Source organism: Rhizobium sp. 01L410 (genome assembly GCF_056400165.1).
In genome coordinates this window covers 40,641-59,157 of sequence record NZ_JBFTST010000001.1, presented here as the reverse complement: position 1 = coordinate 59,157, position 18,517 = coordinate 40,641, and the positions used below count along the sequence as shown (strand labels likewise).

Sequence of the window (18,517 nt, the reverse complement as noted above, 5' to 3'; positions counted from 1 at the left end):
CTCAATCCCCATGAGCGGAATTGACACAGAACGCAGTGAAAGCGGCGACGGTTCCGCCCAATGGCATCAGAGCCAGTTGATGCGCTTGAGGATATAGAGGGTCGCGATTGAGGTTGCCGCCACGAAGGCGACGATGATGATGAAGGCCCAGGTGTCGTTGACGCCAGGAATGCCGCCGACATTCATGCCGAACAGGCCGGCGACGACGCTCGGCGGCAGGAGCAGCGCGGCAAGGGCGGCGAGCCGGTTGGAATTGCGGGCGATGCGCTCGCTGATCACGGTCGACAAGTCGTCGTGCAGGATGCCGGTGCGGTCGCGGATCGCATCCAGATATTCGATGAAGCGCATCAGCTTGTCGATGACCTCGCGCATGCGAAGCTTGTCGCGCTCGGCAAGCCAGGGCGCGTCGTCGTGCTCGATGCGGTTCAGCGCGTCGCGCTGTGGTGCGAGGTAGCGGCGCAGCTGTACGGACCGCCGGCGCAACAGCTTGAGGCGCTCCCGGACCTCGGCGGCCTCACCATGAAAGATCAATTCGTCGAGTTCGTCGACTTCCTCGTCCATCTGGTCAAGAACCGGCTCCAAGTCCCTGACCAGCTTGTCGCTGACGAGGGCAAGCAATTCACCTGTCCGCTTCGGTCCTTTGCCCTTTTCGAGTGCCTGGCGGATATCGCGCAGCGCTGTGATGTAGTGCCCGCTATCGCGCAGCGTCACGACGCGGTTTTCGTCTACCCAGGCATGGAGGGGAACGAGATCGATCTCGATGGTGGCGTCCTCGGCTTCCTCAGGTGGCGCTGCACAGACGCCGCGCAGGATGATCAGCAGGCCGTCGTCGACGGGCTCGACACGTGGGCGGGACTCGTCCTCCAGCAAGGCATCGGCGACGAGCGGATCGAAACCGCCGTTGCTGGCGACCCAGGCGGCCGCGGCGTCGTGATCGCGTTCCAGATGAACCCAGAGAACGCCATCGGCAGGCTTCCAGTCGCGAAGACCGGCCGCGCCGATTTCGCGGCAGCCGCCCTTGCCATCGAGAATGACGGCAAAACGTATGCCGGGTTCCACGCCGTAACTCAGCTGGATCTTCTGGCCTGCGACCTCCATCCGTGCCCATCCTCCCGTCGAAAGTGCAAAAAAGAAAGCGAAATCATGCAGCTATTTCGGCATGGTTTAGCACTTCGCGAAGGGCGGCGGAACTACAGTTTCTGATCAATGATCGCACGCTTGCGGGCTGTTCGGCCGAGCCACTCACTCCGCTGCAGCCGCCAGACATCCGTCGATGATCGTGCGGATCTCTGCACGGCAGGAGCCGCAATTGGTTCCCGCATTTAGCTCCTTGCCGACCGCTTCGACGCTGTGGCAGCCGCCGCGGATCGCGCCGATGATCTGGTTGACCCCGACGCCGAAGCAGGAGCAGACGGTGGCGCCCGGATCCGCCTTTCCGGCGCCCGGCCGGCCGGCGACGATCGCAAAGCGTTTGCGCAAGTCGTCATGCGAGGCGACCAGTTGCTGGATCGCCCAGGTGCGGGCGACGGCGACCGGCTCGGCGGCGATGAAGAGGGCGGCAAGCAGGCGGCTGCCGTCGAAAAAGGCGAGGCGGGTCTCACCAGTCGCGCCGTCGGTGTAGCCGATCGGCTCGGCCTCCATCGGAATTCCGAGATGCGCTCTGCACCACCCCGTCCAATCCTGCATGCTGTCACATGCCGCGAATTCCAGCCGCCAGCCACCGTCGGCCTTGGCGAGTGCCCAGTAATCGCAGTCGAGACCATCCGGTTTTTCGACCGAGACCGCGAAGCCATAGTGCTGGACCTTCACCGGCTGAATCTTGACCGCAACGTTTTTCGAAGCCGGTTGGCCTGAGAGCGGATCGACGACGGGCGCGACGACGGCATCGATGCGGGAGCGGGCGGCGAACTGGTCGTTCCAATGCATCGGGACGAACACGCTGCCGCGGGCCTGCCGGTCGGTTACCAGCGCGCGGACAACCGCCGTGCCATGTGGACTTTCGAGCTGCACCAGACCGGCACTGCGCACACCAAGTTCGATCGCGTCGCGGGGATAGATCTCCGCGAAGGGTTCGGCGATATGGGCAGACAGGCGCGCGCTTTTGCCGGTGCGGGTCATGGTGTGCCACTGGTCGCGGATACGCCCGGTGTTGAGTGTCAGCGGGTAGCCGCTGCTGGTGCGATCCGTCTCCGGCAATTCGACAGCGATGAAACGGGCGCGGCGATCGCCGTGAAAGAAGCCGCCCTGGCTGAAGAACCGGGCCGTGTTGCCGCCGCCTGACGGCGCCGGCCATTGGAACGGCGGCTGACTGTCGTAAGCATCAGGATCCAGATCGGCATGCGCCCCGATATCGAAATCGCGCGTGCCGTCATTCTCGAAAGCCGAAAGCGTGGCATGTTCGGCGAATATCGCCGCAGGGTTTTCGAAGCCGAAAGCGCTCGTGTGTCCCATGCGGCGCGCGACTTGCGCAAGCTGCCACCAGTCCGGCTTTGCCTCGCCGGGAATGGTCAGAAATGGACGCTGGCGGGAAATGCGGCGCTCGGAGTTGGTGACCGTGCCATCCTTTTCTCCCCATCCAAGCGATGGCAGCAGCACATCGGCATGGCGGGTCGTATCCGTCTCTCGCAGAACATCGGAAACGACGACAAAGGGGCAGGCGGCAATCGCCGCCTCGACCGCGTTTGCGTCAGGCATAGAGACGACGGGATTGGTGGCCATGATCCAGAGCGCCTTGATGCGCCCATCGGCGACGGCGCGGAACATGTCGACGGCCTTGAGACCGGGCTTTTGCGCAATGACGGGCGACGACCAGAAGCGCTGGACACAATCCCTGTCGTCGGCGTTTTCGATGGCCATGTGGGCGGCTAGCATGTTGGCAAGACCGCCGACTTCGCGTCCCCCCATGGCGTTCGGCTGGCCGGTCAGCGAAAACGGCCCCATGCCCGGCCGGCCGATCCGGCCGGTCGCCAGGTGGCAGTTGATGATGGCGTTGACCTTGTCCGTGCCCGATGACGACTGGTTGACGCCTTGGCTGTAGCAGGTGACCACCCGCTCGGTGGTTTCAAACAGCCGGAAGAATTCGCGGAGCTGCATGGCGGGCAGCCCGGTCCGTTCCAGCAAAGTATCCCAGCTGATCGATGATGCGGCCGCGAAAGCCTCGCCAAATCCGGCTGTGTGAGCGCCGATATAGTTCTGGTCGATGGCCGGGCTGGTGGCGATATGGGCCAGCAAGCCGGTAAAAAGCGCGACGTCGCCATCGGGGCGGATCGCCAGGTGCAGGTCGGCAATGTCAGAGGTCATTGTCCGGCGCGGATCGATGACGACGATCTTCATGCCAGGGCGGGCGGTCTTTGCAGCCGAAAGCCGCTGATAGAGAACCGGATGGCACCAGGCGAGATTTGAACCCGTCAGGATGACGAGATCGGCGAGCTCCAGATCCTCGTAGGTGCCGGGCACGGTATCGGAACCGAAGGCGCGGCGGTGACCGGCGACAGACGACGACATGCAGAGACGGGAATTGGTGTCGATATTGCCCGAACCGATAAAGCCTTTCATCAGCTTGTTGGCGACGTAGTAGTCCTCGGTCAGCAGCTGGCCGGAAACGTAGAAGGCGACGGCATCGGGGCCGTGTTCGGCGACGGCATCGGAGAATTTGGAGGCGACGAGGTCGAGGGCGGTATTCCAGTCCGACCGTTCTCGACCGATCTCAGGATAAAGCAGGCGGCCGTCGAGATCGATGGTTTCGGCGAGCGCCGAGCCTTTGGAGCAGAGGCGGCCGAAATTGGCGGGATGATCGGGGTCGCCTTTGACGGAGACTGTGCCGTTGTCGTCGAGTTTTGCGATGACGCCGCAGCCGACGCCGCAATAGGGGCAGGTGGTTTTGGTCTCAGTGGGCATGGGGCTGCCCTCTCAGGTGCTGGCGGGTGTGGTTACCCCCCTCTGTCCTGCCGGACATCTCCCCCTCAAGGGGGGAGATTGGCTGGGCGCGACCGATCGTTCTACCTTCAATTGTTTGGCGAGACGCCAACCGCGAGTCGACCTCCCCCCTTGAGGGGGAGATGCCCGGCAGGGCAGAGGGGGATGTTCTCTCCACCATCAGCCGCTCACTCCGCCGCCATCATCAAACTCTCGAACGCGATAAACAGCGCCCCATCCTCGTTTCTGACAGGGATCGTCCGCACCGCTCCATCATCCGCCCCGAGCGCCTTGCCCGTTTCCAGCGAGATCACCCAGTTGTGCAGCGGGCAGGTGACGGCTTTGCCATGGACGATACCCTGCGAGAGCGGCCCACCCTTGTGCGGGCAGTGATCCTCGATCGCTAAGACCTCGTTCTCCGCCGTCCTGAAAACGGCGATCTTGCCTTGGGGCGTCTTCACGCAACGCGCGCCGCGCAGCGGGATGTCGGATATGTGGCCGATCGAAATCCAGTTCATATCCATTTCCTCACTCCGCCGCTTCGCTAAAGCCGACAGTCGCCATCGGCTTGAACTCGTGCTTGTCCTTGCCGGAGACCCGCTCCGACCAGGGATCGACCTGGGCGAATGTCTGCGAGAAGACGAAGCGCTCGTAATATCCGCGGCGCTTGTCGTGATCGGTCATGATCTGGCGGCGGATTTCGTCGAGGCCGATACGCTTTGCCCATTTGTAGATGCGCTCGAGATAGCGGCCCTGCTCACGATACATCTGCGTCAGCGCCACGATATGCTCCAGCGCCTCATCCTCGGTTTTCACCAGGCCGAGCACCTCCGTGCCCTTGATGTCGAGGCCCGCGGCGCCGGCGAAGTGGATCTCGAAACCGGAATCGACGCAGATGACGCCGATATCCTTGCAGGTCGCCTCCGCGCAGTTGCGCGGACACCCGGAGACGGCGAGCTTCAATTTTGCCGGTGTCCAGGAACCCCACATGAATTTCTCGATGCGGATGCCGAGGCCTGTCGAATCCTGGGTGCCGAAGCGGCACCAGTCGGATCCGACGCAGGTCTTCACGGTCCGAAGCCCCTTCGCATAGGCTTGACCGGAAATGAAACCCGCCTTGCCGAGATCGGCCCAGACCGCCGGCAGGTCTTCCTTTTCGATCCCCAGAAGGTCGATCCGCTGGCCGCCGGTGACTTTCACCATCGGGATCTCGAACTTGTCGACGACATCGGCGATGGCGCGCAATTCGCTGGCGTTGGTCACACCACCCCACATGCGCGGCACGACGGAGTAAGTGCCATCCTTCTGGATGTTGGCGTGGACGCGCTCGTTGATGAAACGCGACTGGTAGTCGTCGGCATACTCATCCGGCCAGTCGGCGACGAGATAATAGTTCAGCGCCGGGCGGCATTTGGCGCAGCCGCAGGACGTCTTCCATTCCAGTTCCTGCATGACGGCGGGGATCGTTTTCAGCTTCTTCGCCTTGATCAGGCGGCGGACGTCGTCATGGCCGAGCTCGGTGCAGGTGCACATCGGCTGAACCGCCTTGGCGCTATAGGCGTCGCCGAGCGTCAGCGACATCAGCTGTTCGACAAGCCCGGTGCAGGAGCCGCACGAGGCTGACGCCTTCGTATGCGCACGGACATCATCGAGCGATGTCAGACCCTTGGAGGTGATTGCCGACGTGATTTTTCCCTTGCAAACGCCGTTGCAGCCGCAGATTTCCGCATCATCCGGCAAGGCTGCAACGGCCGCCATAGGGTCCAGCGGCGACCCTCCCTGGTAGGCTTGGCCGAAGATCAGCGTATCGCGCATCTGCGAAATATCGGTCGCCTTCTTCTTCAGGTCGTTGAACCAGGCGCCGTCGGCGGTTTCGCCGTAGAGCACCGTGCCGATGATGCGGTTTTCCTTGATGACGAGCCGCTTGTAGATGCCGGCTGTCGCGTCGCGGAGAACGATCTCTTCGCGATCGTCGCCATCGGCAAAATCGCCAAGCGAGAAGAGCTCGATGCCGGTGACCTTCAGCTTGGTCGGCGTGTCGGAGTGGATGAAGGCGGGTTTGGTATCACCGGCCAGATGCGCGGCGGCAATGCGGGCCATTTCGTAGAGCGGCGCGACCAGTCCATAGACCATGCCGCCGACTTCGGCGCATTCGCCGAGTGAGAAAATGCTGCCATCGGACGTCTGCATGCCGTCATCGACGACAATGCCGCGATTGACGGCCAGCCCGGCTTCCTTCGCCAGACCGGCATTCGGCCGGATGCCGACGGCCATGACGACGAGGGTGGCGGGAATGATCCTGCCATCATCGAGCTCGATGCCCTCGACCTTGCCGTTGCCGATAATCGCCTTGGTATTGGCCTTGCAGATCACCTTGATGCCGCGTTCCTCGATCGCCTTCTGCAGGAGATAGCCGGCGGCGGGATCGAGCTGGCGCTCCATCAGGGTCGGGTTCACGTGCAGCACGGTGACATCCATGCCGCGCAGGCTGAGACCTGCGGCCGCTTCGAGGCCGAGCAGGCCGCCGCCGATGACGACAGCCTTGGCGCGCGACTGTGCTGCAAGCAACATGGCCTGCACATCGTCCAGATCGCGATAGGTGATGACCCCCGGCAGATCCTTGCCCGGAACCGGAATGATGAAAGGCACCGAGCCGGTGGCAATCACCAGCTTGTCGTAGCTTTCGGTGACGCCGTGATCCGACGTGACGGTCTTCGCCGTCCGGTCGATCGCGACGATCTTGTGGCCCTTGTAGAGCGTGATGCCGTGATCGATGTACCAGCCGTCGCCGTGGATGACGATCTGGTCGTAGGTCTTCTCACCGGAGAGAACCGGCGACAGCATGATTCGGTCGTAGTTGACGCGCGGTTCGGCGTTGAAGATCGTGACCTGATAACGGCCGGGTGCCTGTTCGAAGAGATGCTCCAGCATGCGCCCGGGCGCCATGCCATTGCCGATGATGACGAGTTTCTCGGTCATGGGGTCACTCCGCAGCTTCGACGAAGCGGTGACGTTCGTAGAGGAACTTCAGCACGGCCTCGCGGCATTTGAGATAGGTTCGGTCGGAAGCCAGCTCGATGCGGCCCCGCGGCCGCGGGATCGGAACGTCGAGGACTTCGCCGATCCGGGCAGCAGGGCCATTGGTCATCATCACGATCCGGTCGGACAGCAGTACCGCTTCGTCGACGTCGTGGGTGATCATCACCATGGTGTTGCCAAGCCGCTGATGAATTTCCATCACCGCATCCTGCAGATGGGCGCGGGTCAGTGCGTCGAGCGCGCCAAAAGGCTCGTCGAGCAGCAGGATCTTCGGCTCCATTGCCAGCGCGCGTGCTATGCCGACACGCTGCTTCATGCCGCCCGAGATTTCCGAAGGTCGCTTGTCTCTGGCATGCGCCATTTGCACCAGGTCGAGATTGGCCATGACCCAGTCATGGCGCTCGGCCTTCGTCTTGGTGCCACCGAAGACCTTGGAGACGGCGAGATTGACGTTGTCATAGACCGACAGCCAAGGCAGCAGCGAATGGTTCTGGAACACCACGGCGCGTTCCGGCCCCGGTGCATTCACCTCCCGGTTTTCAAGCAAAACTGCGCCTGAAGACACCGGCGTCAGCCCGGCAATCAGGTTGAGCAGCGTGGACTTGCCGCAGCCGGAATGGCCGATGATCGAAACGAACTCGCCCTTGGCGATCGTCAGGTTGATCCCCTTCAGGACTTCGGCGCGCGTGCCACCGCGATCGAAATGCTTGTCGATATGATCGAGTTTCAAATAGGCAGTCATCTGAGTATCCCTTGTTGTGGACGCAATTCCGGACCGAAAACCGGTTCCCCTTTTTCCTGGAATTGCTGCTCCTCAGTTTGCGCCGCGGGTGATCAGCCTTCCGGCTGCCGCAACGAGCTTGTCGAGGGCGAAGCCGACGACGCCGATATAGGCGAGCGCGACGATGATGTCGGGCAGGCGCGACGAGTTCCACGCATCCCAGATGAAGAAGCCGATACCGACGCCGCCGGTCAGCATTTCGGCCGCGACGATGGCGAGCCAGGACAGGCCGACGCCGATCCTAAGGCCGGTGAAGATGTAGGGGGCGGCAGATGGCAGCATGATCTTGAAGAAGAATTCGATCTGGTTGAGCCGCAGCACCTCGGCGACGTTGCGATAATCCTGCGGAATGTTGCGTACGCCGACGGCGGTATTGATGATCACGGGCCAGATCGAGGTGATGAAGATCACGAAGATTGCCGATGGATTGCTGTCCTGGAAGGCAGCCAGCGACAGCGGCAGCCAGGCGAGCGGCGGAACGGTGCGCAGCACCTGGAAGATCGGGTCGAGCCCGCGCATCGCCCAGACCGACTGGCCGATGATGGCGCCGATGACGATGCCGCCGATGGCCGCCAGGCCGAAGCCATAGGCAACGCGCTGCAGCGAAATCAGTACGCGCCAGCCGAGGCCGATATCCTGCGAGCCGTAGTTGAAGAACGGGTAGGCGATCAGATCATAGCTTTCCTGCCAGACCTGATGCGGCGAAGGGAGCGAGGCGGTCGGCGACGAACAGAGAACCTGCCAGACGCCGAGGATGATGAAGAGCACGATCATCGGCGGCAGGACATTGCGTACGATGGCCGCACCGAGACTGCCGAGATTGAAACGCCGCACCGGCGGCTTGGTCAGATGCACCACTTTCGCGGCTTTCGATGAGGCCGGGACCGGCGTGATCGGTTCGTTCTTTGCGAGGGCTGACATGCGATCGCTCCTTGAGAATGAAAAGGCCGGCGCGCCCGTCACGCGCCGGAGGCGGGGAACTAGGACGCGGCCTTGATGGCGAGGCTATCGAGGTAGGCGGATGGGTTTTCGGGATCGAAGACCTTGCCGTCGAAGAAGGTCTCCTTGCCTCGCGATGCCGAGGCCGGAATATCCGCGGCGGCAACGCCGAGATCCTTGGCAGCCTCGCGCCAGATGTCCTCGCGGTTCACCTGATCGACTAGCGTCTTGATATCCGTATCCGGCGCGAACTTACCCCAGCGGATGTTCTCGGAAATGAACCAGCTGTCATGGCTCTTGAAGGGGTAGGAAACGCCGCCGGCCCAGAACTTCATGTAGAGATCCGTGCCGTGCTCGACGCGGCCATTGCCGTAGTTGATGTCGCCCTTGAGGCGCCCGAGCACATCCTTCGGCGGCACGTTGAACCATTGCCGCTTTCCAAGGATCGCCGACATTTCCTCCTTGTTGTCCATGCTGTCGCACCATTGCTGGGCCTCCATCACCGCCATTAGCAAGGCCTTGGCGGCGTTCGGATTTTTCTCGATCCAGTCGGCGCGCATGCCGAGCGCCTTTTCAGGGTGGTGCTTCCAGAGTTCGCCGGTGGTCGCCGCTGTGAAGCCGATGCCCTGGTTGACGAGCTGCTCGTTCCAGGGCTCGCCGACACAGAAGACGTCCATGTTGCCGACCTTCATGTTGGCCACCATCTGCGGTGGCGGAACGACGATGGTCGAGACATCCTTGTCGGGATCGATCCCGCCTGCGGCCAGCCAGTACCGGACCCAGAGATCATGCGTGCCGCCCGGGAAGGTCATCGCAACCTTGACCTCACCGCCGCCGGCCTTCTTCTTCTCGAAGGCCGCTTTCAGCTTCGAGGCGTCAAGCCCGACGCCGGTACTGGCATATTCCTTGGCGACGGAAATGCCCTGGCTGTCGTAGTTGAGGCGCGCGAGCAGAGCCATCCGCACTGGCTGGTTGTTCTGAGTCACCTTGCCGGTGTGCATGAGATAAGGCAGCGGCGAGAGGATATGCGCGCCATCGATGCCGTTCGCGGCGCCACCGAGGACGAGATTGTCGCGCGTGGCACCCCATGACGCCTGCTTGGCGACGTCGACATCAGGCATTCCGTGCTTTTCGAAGAGACCCTTTTCCTTGGCCACGATCAAGGGAGCTGCATCCGTCAGCGCGATGAAGCCGAGCTTGGCGCCGGATACTTCCGGTCCTGCCGATGCAGCGAAAGCGCCGGATGGGAAGGCGGAACGGACTGCGCCGATGAGAGCAGCGGTGGCGGTTATCTTCAGGACGTTGCGGCGGCCGATGCTGCCGGAGAAGATCTTGGTCATGCGCAGTCCCCTTGCTGTCGAGTGGTTGCCGGATTTTGGGCATAAAAAAAACGCCGCTCGGAGATTGCGTCTGCGGGAAGGGAGCGTCCCGGACTGCAAAAACCTTGCGACGTCGATGTCTGTTGCGAACGCCTATGGCGCGCTCGTCTGCCTGGATCGCCGTTGATCCGGGCACTACTAGCCTTGCAAAGGGCGTGCCAATTTCAAAAGCGGCTATTCAAGTATCTGGAAAGGTTGCGACTTTTAGCCAGAAAGGGCGGTCTGCTTCAAATTGAGCAGCGCTGACAACTGCGTATCTTTTATGCGAATGCTCTCAACAAGGCGCGCCCGGCTGCCATCGATTTGTGCAGCGCAGTAGAGCTTACGCCTCTGTGGGCTCGCGGATGAGGATGGATGCGCTCTTGACCGGAAAGCCGTTGATATAGCCCGCGAAGTCGCCCGGATCGAAGATCCGGCCGTCCATGAAGCGGTCGCCATCGCGCTCACCCTCGATCCGGACATCGGCGTCAACAGGTGTGCAGTCATCACCGAGCGCCGCACGGTAAAGGTCGGGCCGGTAGGCGGAAGCGGCGGCGCGTGCCAGCGTCAGGCTTGGTTCCGCCTGGCCCCAGCGCACCATCTGGCTATAAATCCAGAGCGCCTGGCTGGGCCGCGGATAATTGGCGTGACCGGCGTGGAACTGGAAGTAGTTTTCGATGACGCGGCGGTTGCCTTTGGCATCGAGGCTGAATTCGCCGGCAAGAACGTGGCGGATGATCTCGACCGGGGCGGCGATATAGCGAGCGTCAGCCAGTGCTTCCGCCAGCACATCGTGATTGGCGGGGTCGTCGCACCAGCGGGCCGCGCCATCCAGCGCCACGATCAGCCGTGACACGGTTTCCGGGTGGCTCTCGGCCCAATCCGGCCGCATGCCGATCACTTTTTCCGGCGCCGAAGGCCAGATATCCTGCTTGGCGGCGACGATACGGCCGACGCCGCGTTCGGAGGCCACCATGTTCCACGGTGCGCCAACGCAGAAACCGTCGATGCCGCCGGCTGCCAGCGCGTCGGAGGTCAGCGGCGGCGGGACGACCACCAGCTTCACGTCCTTGTCCGGGTCGATGCCGCCGGCTGCCAGCCAGTAGCGGAATTCGTAATTGTGCGACGAAAAGGGATAGGTCATCCCAAGGGTCGGCATGGCTTCGCCGCGCGCACGCATATCGGCAAGAACGGCCGCAAGCGCGTTGGCATTGTCGAGCGCGCTGGCGGTCTCGGAAATGCCTGCCGTCTGCTGCATGCGCTCGAACAGGCGCGTGGAGAGTGTGATCGCATTGCCGCCGCGCCCGAGCGAGAAGGGCGTGATTGCCGGGGACGGATTGGAGCCGAGGCCGAGCATGGCTGCGACCGGCATCGGCGACAGCATATGGGCAATGTCGAACTGGCGGAACGCCAGCCGGTCGCGCACATTGGCCCAGGAGACATCCTTGACCAGATCGAGCGTCAGCCCTTCCTTCTTGGCAAAGCCGAATTCCGCGGCGGCGATCAAGACCGAAGCATCGACCAGCGGAATGAAGCCTGCGCGCAGGGCTTTTGGTCCTTCGCCGGTCAAAAGTGCGGGAGATGCGGCGCGGCCGTCGCCGCTGCTGATTTTCGTCAAGACATTCACTCCAGCGTCCTCCGGGCGCCCATCGCGTCGAAGAGCGGGCTCACATCAATAGCCCGGCCGCAGTCACGACGCTCTGCGCGATTTCAGACATTTTCTTCTTTTCGTTCATCGCCGTCTGGCGCAGCAACGCAAAGGCTTCCTCTTCGGACAGGCCACGCATCCGCATCATGATGCCCTTGGCCCGCTCGACGACTTTGCGCTCCTCAAGGGCTGATTTGGCATCGGCAAGCTCGCGTTGCAAGCGGCTGAAGGCATTGAAGCGGCTGACGGCCATGTCGAGGATCGGCTTGACGCGCTCCTTCTTCAGTCCGTCGACCACATAGGCCGAGACGCCGGCATCGACGGCAGCCTCGATCGAGGCGCTATCGGACCGATCGACGAACATGGCGATCGGGCGGCTGACCGAGCGCGTCAGCTGAAACAGATGTTCCATCATGTCGCGGTTCGGATTTTCGATATCGATGATGATGACATCAGGCTTTAGCGTTTCGATAATGCGCGCCACGCCCTGGACCTCGTGAATGACGGTGACGCGCAGATGCCCGGCTTCGCGCAATCCTTCTTCGATGATCGAAGCACGGATCGCGGTTTCGTCGATGACAAGGATCGTCAGGTCGAGGTGGTTCATGCGTCAGTTATGACGCAGTGCAGCAAGACTCGCAAGATAACGGCTATAAATTTGGGCAAGGAACATCTGTGGATAAAAAATAGGCGTTCCCTATTGGCGTCAGTCCCGCCTCAATCCCTGTTCATCGAACAGCCTGATATCCTCCGGCGAAGCCCGCAAGGCGACCTCGGCGCCGACGTCGATCGGCACGGCCGAACGGTACTCTGCCGTCAGAGGCTGGCCATCCGGCAGCTGGCAGTAGACATATTGCGTCCCGCCGAGATATTCGGAGAAATCGACCGTGGCGCGCAAGGTGCCCGCGGTTGCAAGGGTGAGATGCTCTGGGCGAATGCCGAGCGTCACCTTGGCACCGGTCGAAAGACCATCGCCGGAGATCGGCGACTGTATGGTCTGGCCACCGGCGGCGATAAGGCCACCGCCGCGCCATTCGGCGTTCAGCAGGTTCATGCGCGGCGAGCCGATGAAACCGGCAACGAAGACATTGGCCGGCCTTTCGTAGACTTCGCGCGGTGTTCCGCTCTGCTCGACGCGGCCATCGCGCAGCACGACGATCTTGTCGGCCAGCGTCATCGCCTCGGTCTGATCATGGGTCACATAGATCATCGTGTTGCCGAGTTCCCGGTGCAGCCTCGCAATCTCTATGCGCATGGAGACGCGCAGTTCTGCATCGAGGTTCGACAAGGGCTCGTCGAACAGGAAGACGTCGGGCTTGCGGACGATGGCCCGCCCGATCGCGACGCGCTGCCGCTGGCCGCCGGAAAGCTGGCCGGGGCGGCGGTCGAGAAGATGGTCGATCTTCAGGATCGCCGACGCCGCCTTGACGCGGGCATCTATCTCCGGAGTTTGTGTCCGCGCCATCTTCAGCCCGAAAGCCAGATTGTCGCGCACGCTCATATGCGGATAGAGCGCATAGGACTGAAAGACCATGGCGATGCCGCGGTCGGAGGGATCGAGATCGGTGACATTGCGCCCCTTGATTTCGATCTCGCCATCGGTGACATCTTCCAGCCCGGCAATCATCCGCAGGAGCGTGGACTTGCCGCAGCCGGACGGACCGACGAAGACCACGAAGGATCCCTCCGCGATCGTCAGGTCGACGCCATGGATGACGTCGAGACTGCCGAAGCTCTTGCGAATGCCTGAGAGCACCACTCCTGTATCAGGCATCTTATTCACCACGGGCCTCGCCAGCGCGAACCCAGACCAGCATCTCACCCGGTTCGCGGTTATCCCACAGAGGATAAGGAACGAAGCGCGCCGTTGCGGGCTTCGCTGAAGGCGGCGCTGTCCGGTAGAGATCGGCACCCCAGTCCGACGCGTCGCGGCTTACCGGCAGATCGAGCGCGACGGCGCCACGCAATCCGGCGATTTCCGAGACCTTTGCCTTCGACGGATCGGCGGAAAGCGAAATGCCGTTCAGCCCGGCGCCGTTATCAGTCTCCTCGACGCAATAGACCAGCGGCCCGCGCATCAGCGCCGTCCGTCCTGCATCCTGGCGCACGCGCGGATTGGCGAAAAGCTTACGGGCTTCAAGGGGAATGACGAGATCCACCTTGTCGCCGTTCTTCCATTCCCGATCGATGCGAGCGTAACCGTCCACGACGACGGATTCGAGCGCGATGCTTTCTCCATTGACGGAAAGCGTCGAGGCATCAGCCCATTCCGGGATACGCAACGAGATGGCAAAGCGGGCAGGGCGGTCGAGATCTAGGTCGAAATGGATCGCGCCGTCCCATGGGTAGCGCGTCGTCTGCGAAAGCTCGGCCTTGGCACCCGAAACCTCGAAACGCGCTTTGCTTTCTCCATAGAGATGCACGGCAATCTCATCTTCGGCGACCGCATACATATAGGAGCCGACAGATGCCAGAAGCCGGGCGATGTTCGGCGGGCAGCAGGGGCAATGATGCCAGATCCAGCGGTGATGCTTGCCCGAGCTTTCGAGCGGGTTTTCATAGAAAAAGGTCTTGCCGTCGAGCGAAAGGCCCGCCATCGCGCCGTTATAAAGCGCCTGCTCCATGATATCGGCATAGCGGCGGTTCGGACCGCGGCCGAGCATGCGGTTGGCCCAGAAGACCAGGCCGACAGAGGCGCAGGTCTCGGCATAGGCGCTCTCGTTCGGCAGGTCGTAATAGTCGGTGAAGCCTTCGTTGGACGCGGCCGGTCCGATGCCGCCGGTGACATACATCTGCTTGGTCGTCAGGTCGTCCCAGAGCGTCTCGAGCGCCGAGGTCAGCGTATCGTCGTTATACTCGGTGGCGATATCGGCCATGCCGGCATAGAGATACATGGCGCGCACGGCATGGCCGACGACCTTCTTCTGCTCGCGCACAGGCAGATGCGCCTGGCCATATTCATAGGTCTTCTGGTGGAAATCGGCGGCACTGCGGCCATCGCGGGTCGCTTCGTCGGTGAAGAAATGCGGTTCTGCGCCGCGCTCGTCGATGAAGAACTTCGAGAGGTCGAGATATTTCTTCTCGCCGGTCACGCGGGCAAGCTTCACCAGCGCCAACTCCACTTCCTCATGACCGCAATAGCCCGGAAGCTTGCCCGGGCCATGGCCAAAGACGGTGATCAGGTAATCGGCATAACGGCACATGATATCGAGCAGCTTGCGCTTGCCTGTTGCTTGATAATAGGCGACCGCACCTTCGATAAGGTGTCCGGCGCAATAGAGCTCGTGATGGTCGCGAAGGTTCGTCCAGCGGCGGCCGGGCTGCACGCGCTGGAACCAGGCGTTCAAGTAGCCGTCCTTGTCCTGCAGCTTCTCGTACATGTCGATGATCTCATCGACGCGGGCCTCCAGCTTTGGATTGGCGCGGCGGTAGAGCGAATAGGCCACTGTTTCAATCGACTTGCCGAGATCGCTGTCCCAGAACATCTGCGTCGACCCGCCCCATGGACCGATCGGGATGACGACGCCGGGGCTTGGCTGGTTGACGTCGATCGCCTGGATCATCCCGGCCTCGACGCAGCGGTCGAGCAGCGTTTCGGCTGTTGAATCGCAGATCGCATCCTGGCGGTCGCCGAACAGGCCGGCGAGCTCGACGCTCGGCACGGGCAGGGGACGGAACTGGCGGTCTCTCTTCAGCTTGTTCATGGCTTCATCCATTTCGTTGAAAGATCATCATTTCACCGCGCCGGCCATCAGCCCGCGCATGTAGTAGCGTTGCAGAAGCAGGAAGACGATCAGGCAGGGGATCGTCATGACGACGACACCGGCCTGGACCGCGCCCCAGTTGATGGCGCCGAGGCGCCCGGCGCGCACCGCCGTCATCAGGACGGGCAGCGTGTATTTCTCGTTGCTGGAGAGCAGCACGAGAGCGGCAAGGAACTCGTTCCAGGCATTCAGGAAGGCAAAGATCGCAACGGTCGCGACGCCCGGCAGCACCAGCGGAAGGAGCACGCGGATCAGCAGTTTCAAATCGCGCGCACCGTCGATCCGCGCCGCCTCCTCGATCTCCTTCGGCACGGCGTCGAAGGCATTGCGCATCATGAAGACCGAGAAGGGCAGCTGCAGCGTCACATAGACGAGCGTCAGCCCAAGCAGCGAATTGTTGAGGCCGAGCTTGGCGAGAATGATGAAGAGTGGCGTCAGGATCGACTGGAACGGGATCATCAGCGTGGCGATGATCAGCACGAAGAGCGCGTTCTTCAGCGGGAAGCGGTAGCGCGAGAAACCGTATCCGGCCAGCAGGCTGACGGCGACCGTCAGCACCACCGTTGCCAGCGACACGAACAGCGAATTGATCATGTGCTGCCAGATGCCGGCGCCGAACGTATCGAGCAGCGCATATGCATCGAAGCTGACGCCGGTCGTCGGCCATGGCGGCAGGGGCGGGAGGCTGGCCTCGGTGCCATGCCGGAAAGACGAGAGCAGGGCGATCACGAAGGGCGCCAGGAAGAACACCGAAATGGCGATCCCCGCGACATGATAGGCCGATTGCGAGCGGAAGCGCTTGCGGGCGCGGCGTTGACTGGAGGAAGTCATCAGCGTTCCTCCCCGACACGCAGCAGCCAGAGCTGGACGATGGAGATCGCCACTAGGATCGCCAGAAGCGCGATCGACAAGGCGGCGCCATAGCCGAGATTGAAGGACACGAAAGACTGGTTGAAGATGTAGTAGACGACCGAGATCATTTTGTTCTGAGGCCCGCCCGAGGTCATGATGTAGAACTGGTCGAAGGCAAGGATCGAGCCGGTGACCGAGACGATCAGCGCCAGCGCAATGGTCTTGCGCATCAGCGGCAGGGTGAGATGGCGGAAGCGCTGCCAGCGCCCGGCGCCGTCGATGCGGGCGGCTTCGGTGAGTTCCGTGGGAATGGCCTGCAGGCCGGTCAGCAGGATGATCATCGTGAAACCGGCGATCTTCCAGACCACCATGACGACGATGGTCGCAAAGGCGGTGTCGAAGCTCGCCATGATATTGGGGCTGCGCTCGACGAGACCGAGCGCGCGCAGCGCCGGACCGAAGAAGCCGCTATCGACATTCGCAAGCCACACCCAGAGCAGCGAGGCCGTGGCGAGACCGACGACAACGGGCAGGAAGATGATCGTCCTGTAGGTGCTGACGAAGCGCCGCTCCTTCTCGACGAAGATCGCCAGCGGGAAGGCGACGGCGAAGATCGCGATGGTGACGATGACGGTGTAATAGGCGGTGAAATTCAGCGCCGCCATGAAGCGGCTGTCGTTGAACATGCGGGTATAATTGGCAAAGCCGATCCAGCGCTGCGCGCCCATCAGCGGCCAGTTGTGCAGGCTCATCCAGCCTGTAAAGAGCACCGGCATCACGAAAAAGACGATGACCAGCGCCATGGCCGGCGCGATGTAGAAAAGTCCGCGCCATTGCGATCTGCGCCGCCGCTTGCGACCGGCGAACTGGCGCTGGGGACCTGAAACGGTCATCGAAACGCTCCGCATCTTTCATTGCTGCATCAGGGATGGATCGGCCGGAGAGCTGCCACCGCTCCCCGGCCGCGGCCGGGAGAGACTTATTGGCCGCTGTCTATGATCGACTGCATTTCGGACTGGGCGTTCGAGAACGCACCATCGACATCGTCGCCAAAGATTGCTGCGTTGGTGAACGTTGCCCAGGGGCCGTTGGCGCTGTTAATCAGGTCGTTGAACTGCAGCGTGTAGGGCGTTTTGGCGACGGCGATCGCCTTCAGGCCGACTTCCATGCGCGGGTCGAGCCCGGCAAGGACCTCATCGGCGATATCGCCGCGGGTCGGCAGGCTGCCATACTTGGCCATCACTTTCTGGCCGTCCATCGAGTAGATATATTCGATGAACTCCTTCACCGCGTCGATCTTCTTCGTGCCCTTGGTGATAACGAAGTTATCGCCACCGGCAAAGGACGAGGGCTTGCCATCGACGCCGGGGATCAGCGTCACGCCGAAATTGATATCCGGATGGCTGGTGACCAGTGTGCCGATGGCAAAGGCGCCGAGCGACTGCTGGCCGATCTTGCCGTTGGTGAAGCTCAGGAAGTTCGAGCCGTTATCGCTGGCAGCGCCCGCCGGAACGAGATCCTTTTTGACCATGTCGCGATAGAAGCCGACAGCCTTGCGCATCTGCGGCGTGTCGAGCGTCGCAGTCTTGCCGTCGGCCGAAAGGATATCGGCACCACCGCCCCAGACGAGCGGTGTGAAGGTGAAGATCATGCAGCCGCCGCAGCCGCCGCCCGAGAAGTAGAAGCCATAGGTATCGTCACCGAGCTTGCGGATCTTCTCGGCATTGGCCTCAATTTCCTCCCACGTGGCGGGCGCCTTTTCAGGGTCAAGTCCAGCCTTCTTGTAGAGGTCCTTGTTCCAGGCGAAGACCGAGGTCTCGACCGAAAGCGGCAAGCCGTAGATCTTGTCCTGATAGGTGCCGAGACGGACATGCGATGGCGACAGCGAGTTGAAATAGGGTAGCTTCTTTGCCCAGTCCGTCAGGTCCTCCAGCTGGCCCGCGGCGGCGAAGGCCGGCGTATAGATCAGGTCCATCGACAGCGCATCGGGCGCCTGTCCGCCGGCGATCGCCGTTGCATATTTCTGCACCAGCTCGCTGAACGGCACTTCGGTCGCGACGACCTGGTTTTCGTGGCTGGAATTATAGGCTTCGACGACCTTCTTGAAGGCGTCGCCGATACCCGAGCGAACCCACATTTCGATCTTTTCGGCAGCCGAGGCTGTCGATACGAGGCTAAGGGTGGCAAGGCTCGTTGCCACCAACAGACGCTTCATCATGGC

14 protein-coding genes are annotated in these 18,517 nt (G+C 62.1%); all 14 read right to left on the bottom strand.

Annotated features, from left to right (window positions below):
* Window positions 1-66 precede the first annotated feature (66 nt).
* Window positions 67-1,098 carry a CorA family divalent cation transporter gene (locus AC1DV9_RS00245; protein ID WP_477945466.1) on the bottom strand — a complete coding sequence of 344 codons (1,032 nt, stop codon included), beginning with the start codon at window positions 1,096-1,098 and terminating at the stop codon, window positions 67-69.
* A 144-nt stretch (window positions 1,099-1,242) separates the two neighbouring features.
* Window positions 1,243-3,897: a nitrate reductase gene (locus tag AC1DV9_RS00240; RefSeq protein ID WP_477945465.1), complete on the bottom strand. Its 2,655-nt coding sequence runs from the start codon at window positions 3,895-3,897 to the stop codon at window positions 1,243-1,245.
* Between the two features lie 206 nt (window positions 3,898-4,103).
* Window positions 4,104-4,439: a nitrite reductase small subunit NirD gene (gene nirD / locus AC1DV9_RS00235; protein ID WP_477945463.1), complete on the bottom strand. Its 336-nt coding sequence runs from the start codon at window positions 4,437-4,439 to the stop codon at window positions 4,104-4,106.
* A gap of 4 nt (window positions 4,440-4,443) precedes the next feature.
* Window positions 4,444-6,894 (bottom strand): nitrite reductase large subunit NirB, encoded by a 2,451-nt coding sequence (gene nirB / locus AC1DV9_RS00230; protein WP_477945462.1) that lies wholly within the window; start codon window positions 6,892-6,894, stop codon window positions 4,444-4,446.
* Window positions 6,895-6,898: 4 nt separating this feature from the next.
* Window positions 6,899-7,696, bottom strand: coding sequence for an ABC transporter ATP-binding protein (locus tag AC1DV9_RS00225; RefSeq protein WP_477945461.1), 798 nt, complete (start codon window positions 7,694-7,696; stop codon window positions 6,899-6,901).
* A gap of 72 nt (window positions 7,697-7,768) precedes the next feature.
* Window positions 7,769-8,656: a nitrate ABC transporter permease gene (gene ntrB, locus AC1DV9_RS00220; RefSeq protein WP_477945460.1), complete on the bottom strand. Its 888-nt coding sequence runs from the start codon at window positions 8,654-8,656 to the stop codon at window positions 7,769-7,771.
* Window positions 8,657-8,715: 59 nt separating this feature from the next.
* Window positions 8,716-10,014, bottom strand: coding sequence for a CmpA/NrtA family ABC transporter substrate-binding protein (locus AC1DV9_RS00215; RefSeq protein ID WP_477945459.1), 1,299 nt, complete (start codon window positions 10,012-10,014; stop codon window positions 8,716-8,718).
* Window positions 10,015-10,375: 361 nt separating this feature from the next.
* Entirely contained in the window at window positions 10,376-11,650 is a 1,275-nt protein-coding gene (locus tag AC1DV9_RS00210) for a CmpA/NrtA family ABC transporter substrate-binding protein (RefSeq protein ID WP_477943997.1), read from the bottom strand.
* A 49-nt stretch (window positions 11,651-11,699) separates the two neighbouring features.
* Complete coding sequence (locus AC1DV9_RS00205; RefSeq protein WP_112388214.1) at window positions 11,700-12,287, bottom strand: ANTAR domain-containing response regulator; 588 nt, start codon at window positions 12,285-12,287, stop codon at window positions 11,700-11,702.
* 99 nt (window positions 12,288-12,386) lie between these two features.
* Window positions 12,387-13,454 carry an ABC transporter ATP-binding protein gene (locus AC1DV9_RS00200; RefSeq protein ID WP_477945457.1) on the bottom strand — a complete coding sequence of 356 codons (1,068 nt, stop codon included), beginning with the start codon at window positions 13,452-13,454 and terminating at the stop codon, window positions 12,387-12,389.
* A 1-nt stretch (window position 13,455) separates the two neighbouring features.
* Window positions 13,456-15,384: a glycoside hydrolase family 127 protein gene (locus AC1DV9_RS00195; RefSeq protein WP_477945455.1), complete on the bottom strand. Its 1,929-nt coding sequence runs from the start codon at window positions 15,382-15,384 to the stop codon at window positions 13,456-13,458.
* A 27-nt stretch (window positions 15,385-15,411) separates the two neighbouring features.
* Window positions 15,412-16,275 carry a carbohydrate ABC transporter permease gene (locus AC1DV9_RS00190; RefSeq protein WP_442209380.1) on the bottom strand — a complete coding sequence of 288 codons (864 nt, stop codon included), beginning with the start codon at window positions 16,273-16,275 and terminating at the stop codon, window positions 15,412-15,414.
* Window positions 16,275-17,189 (bottom strand): carbohydrate ABC transporter permease, encoded by a 915-nt coding sequence (locus tag AC1DV9_RS00185; RefSeq protein WP_477945453.1) that lies wholly within the window; start codon window positions 17,187-17,189, stop codon window positions 16,275-16,277. The genes AC1DV9_RS00190 and AC1DV9_RS00185 overlap by 1 nt, the downstream gene beginning before the upstream one ends.
* Window positions 17,190-17,275: 86 nt before the next feature.
* A complete protein-coding gene (locus AC1DV9_RS00180; RefSeq protein WP_477945451.1) occupies window positions 17,276-18,514 on the bottom strand; it encodes an ABC transporter substrate-binding protein in 1,239 nt (412 codons plus the stop codon).
* Window positions 18,515-18,517: the final 3 nt, after the last annotated feature.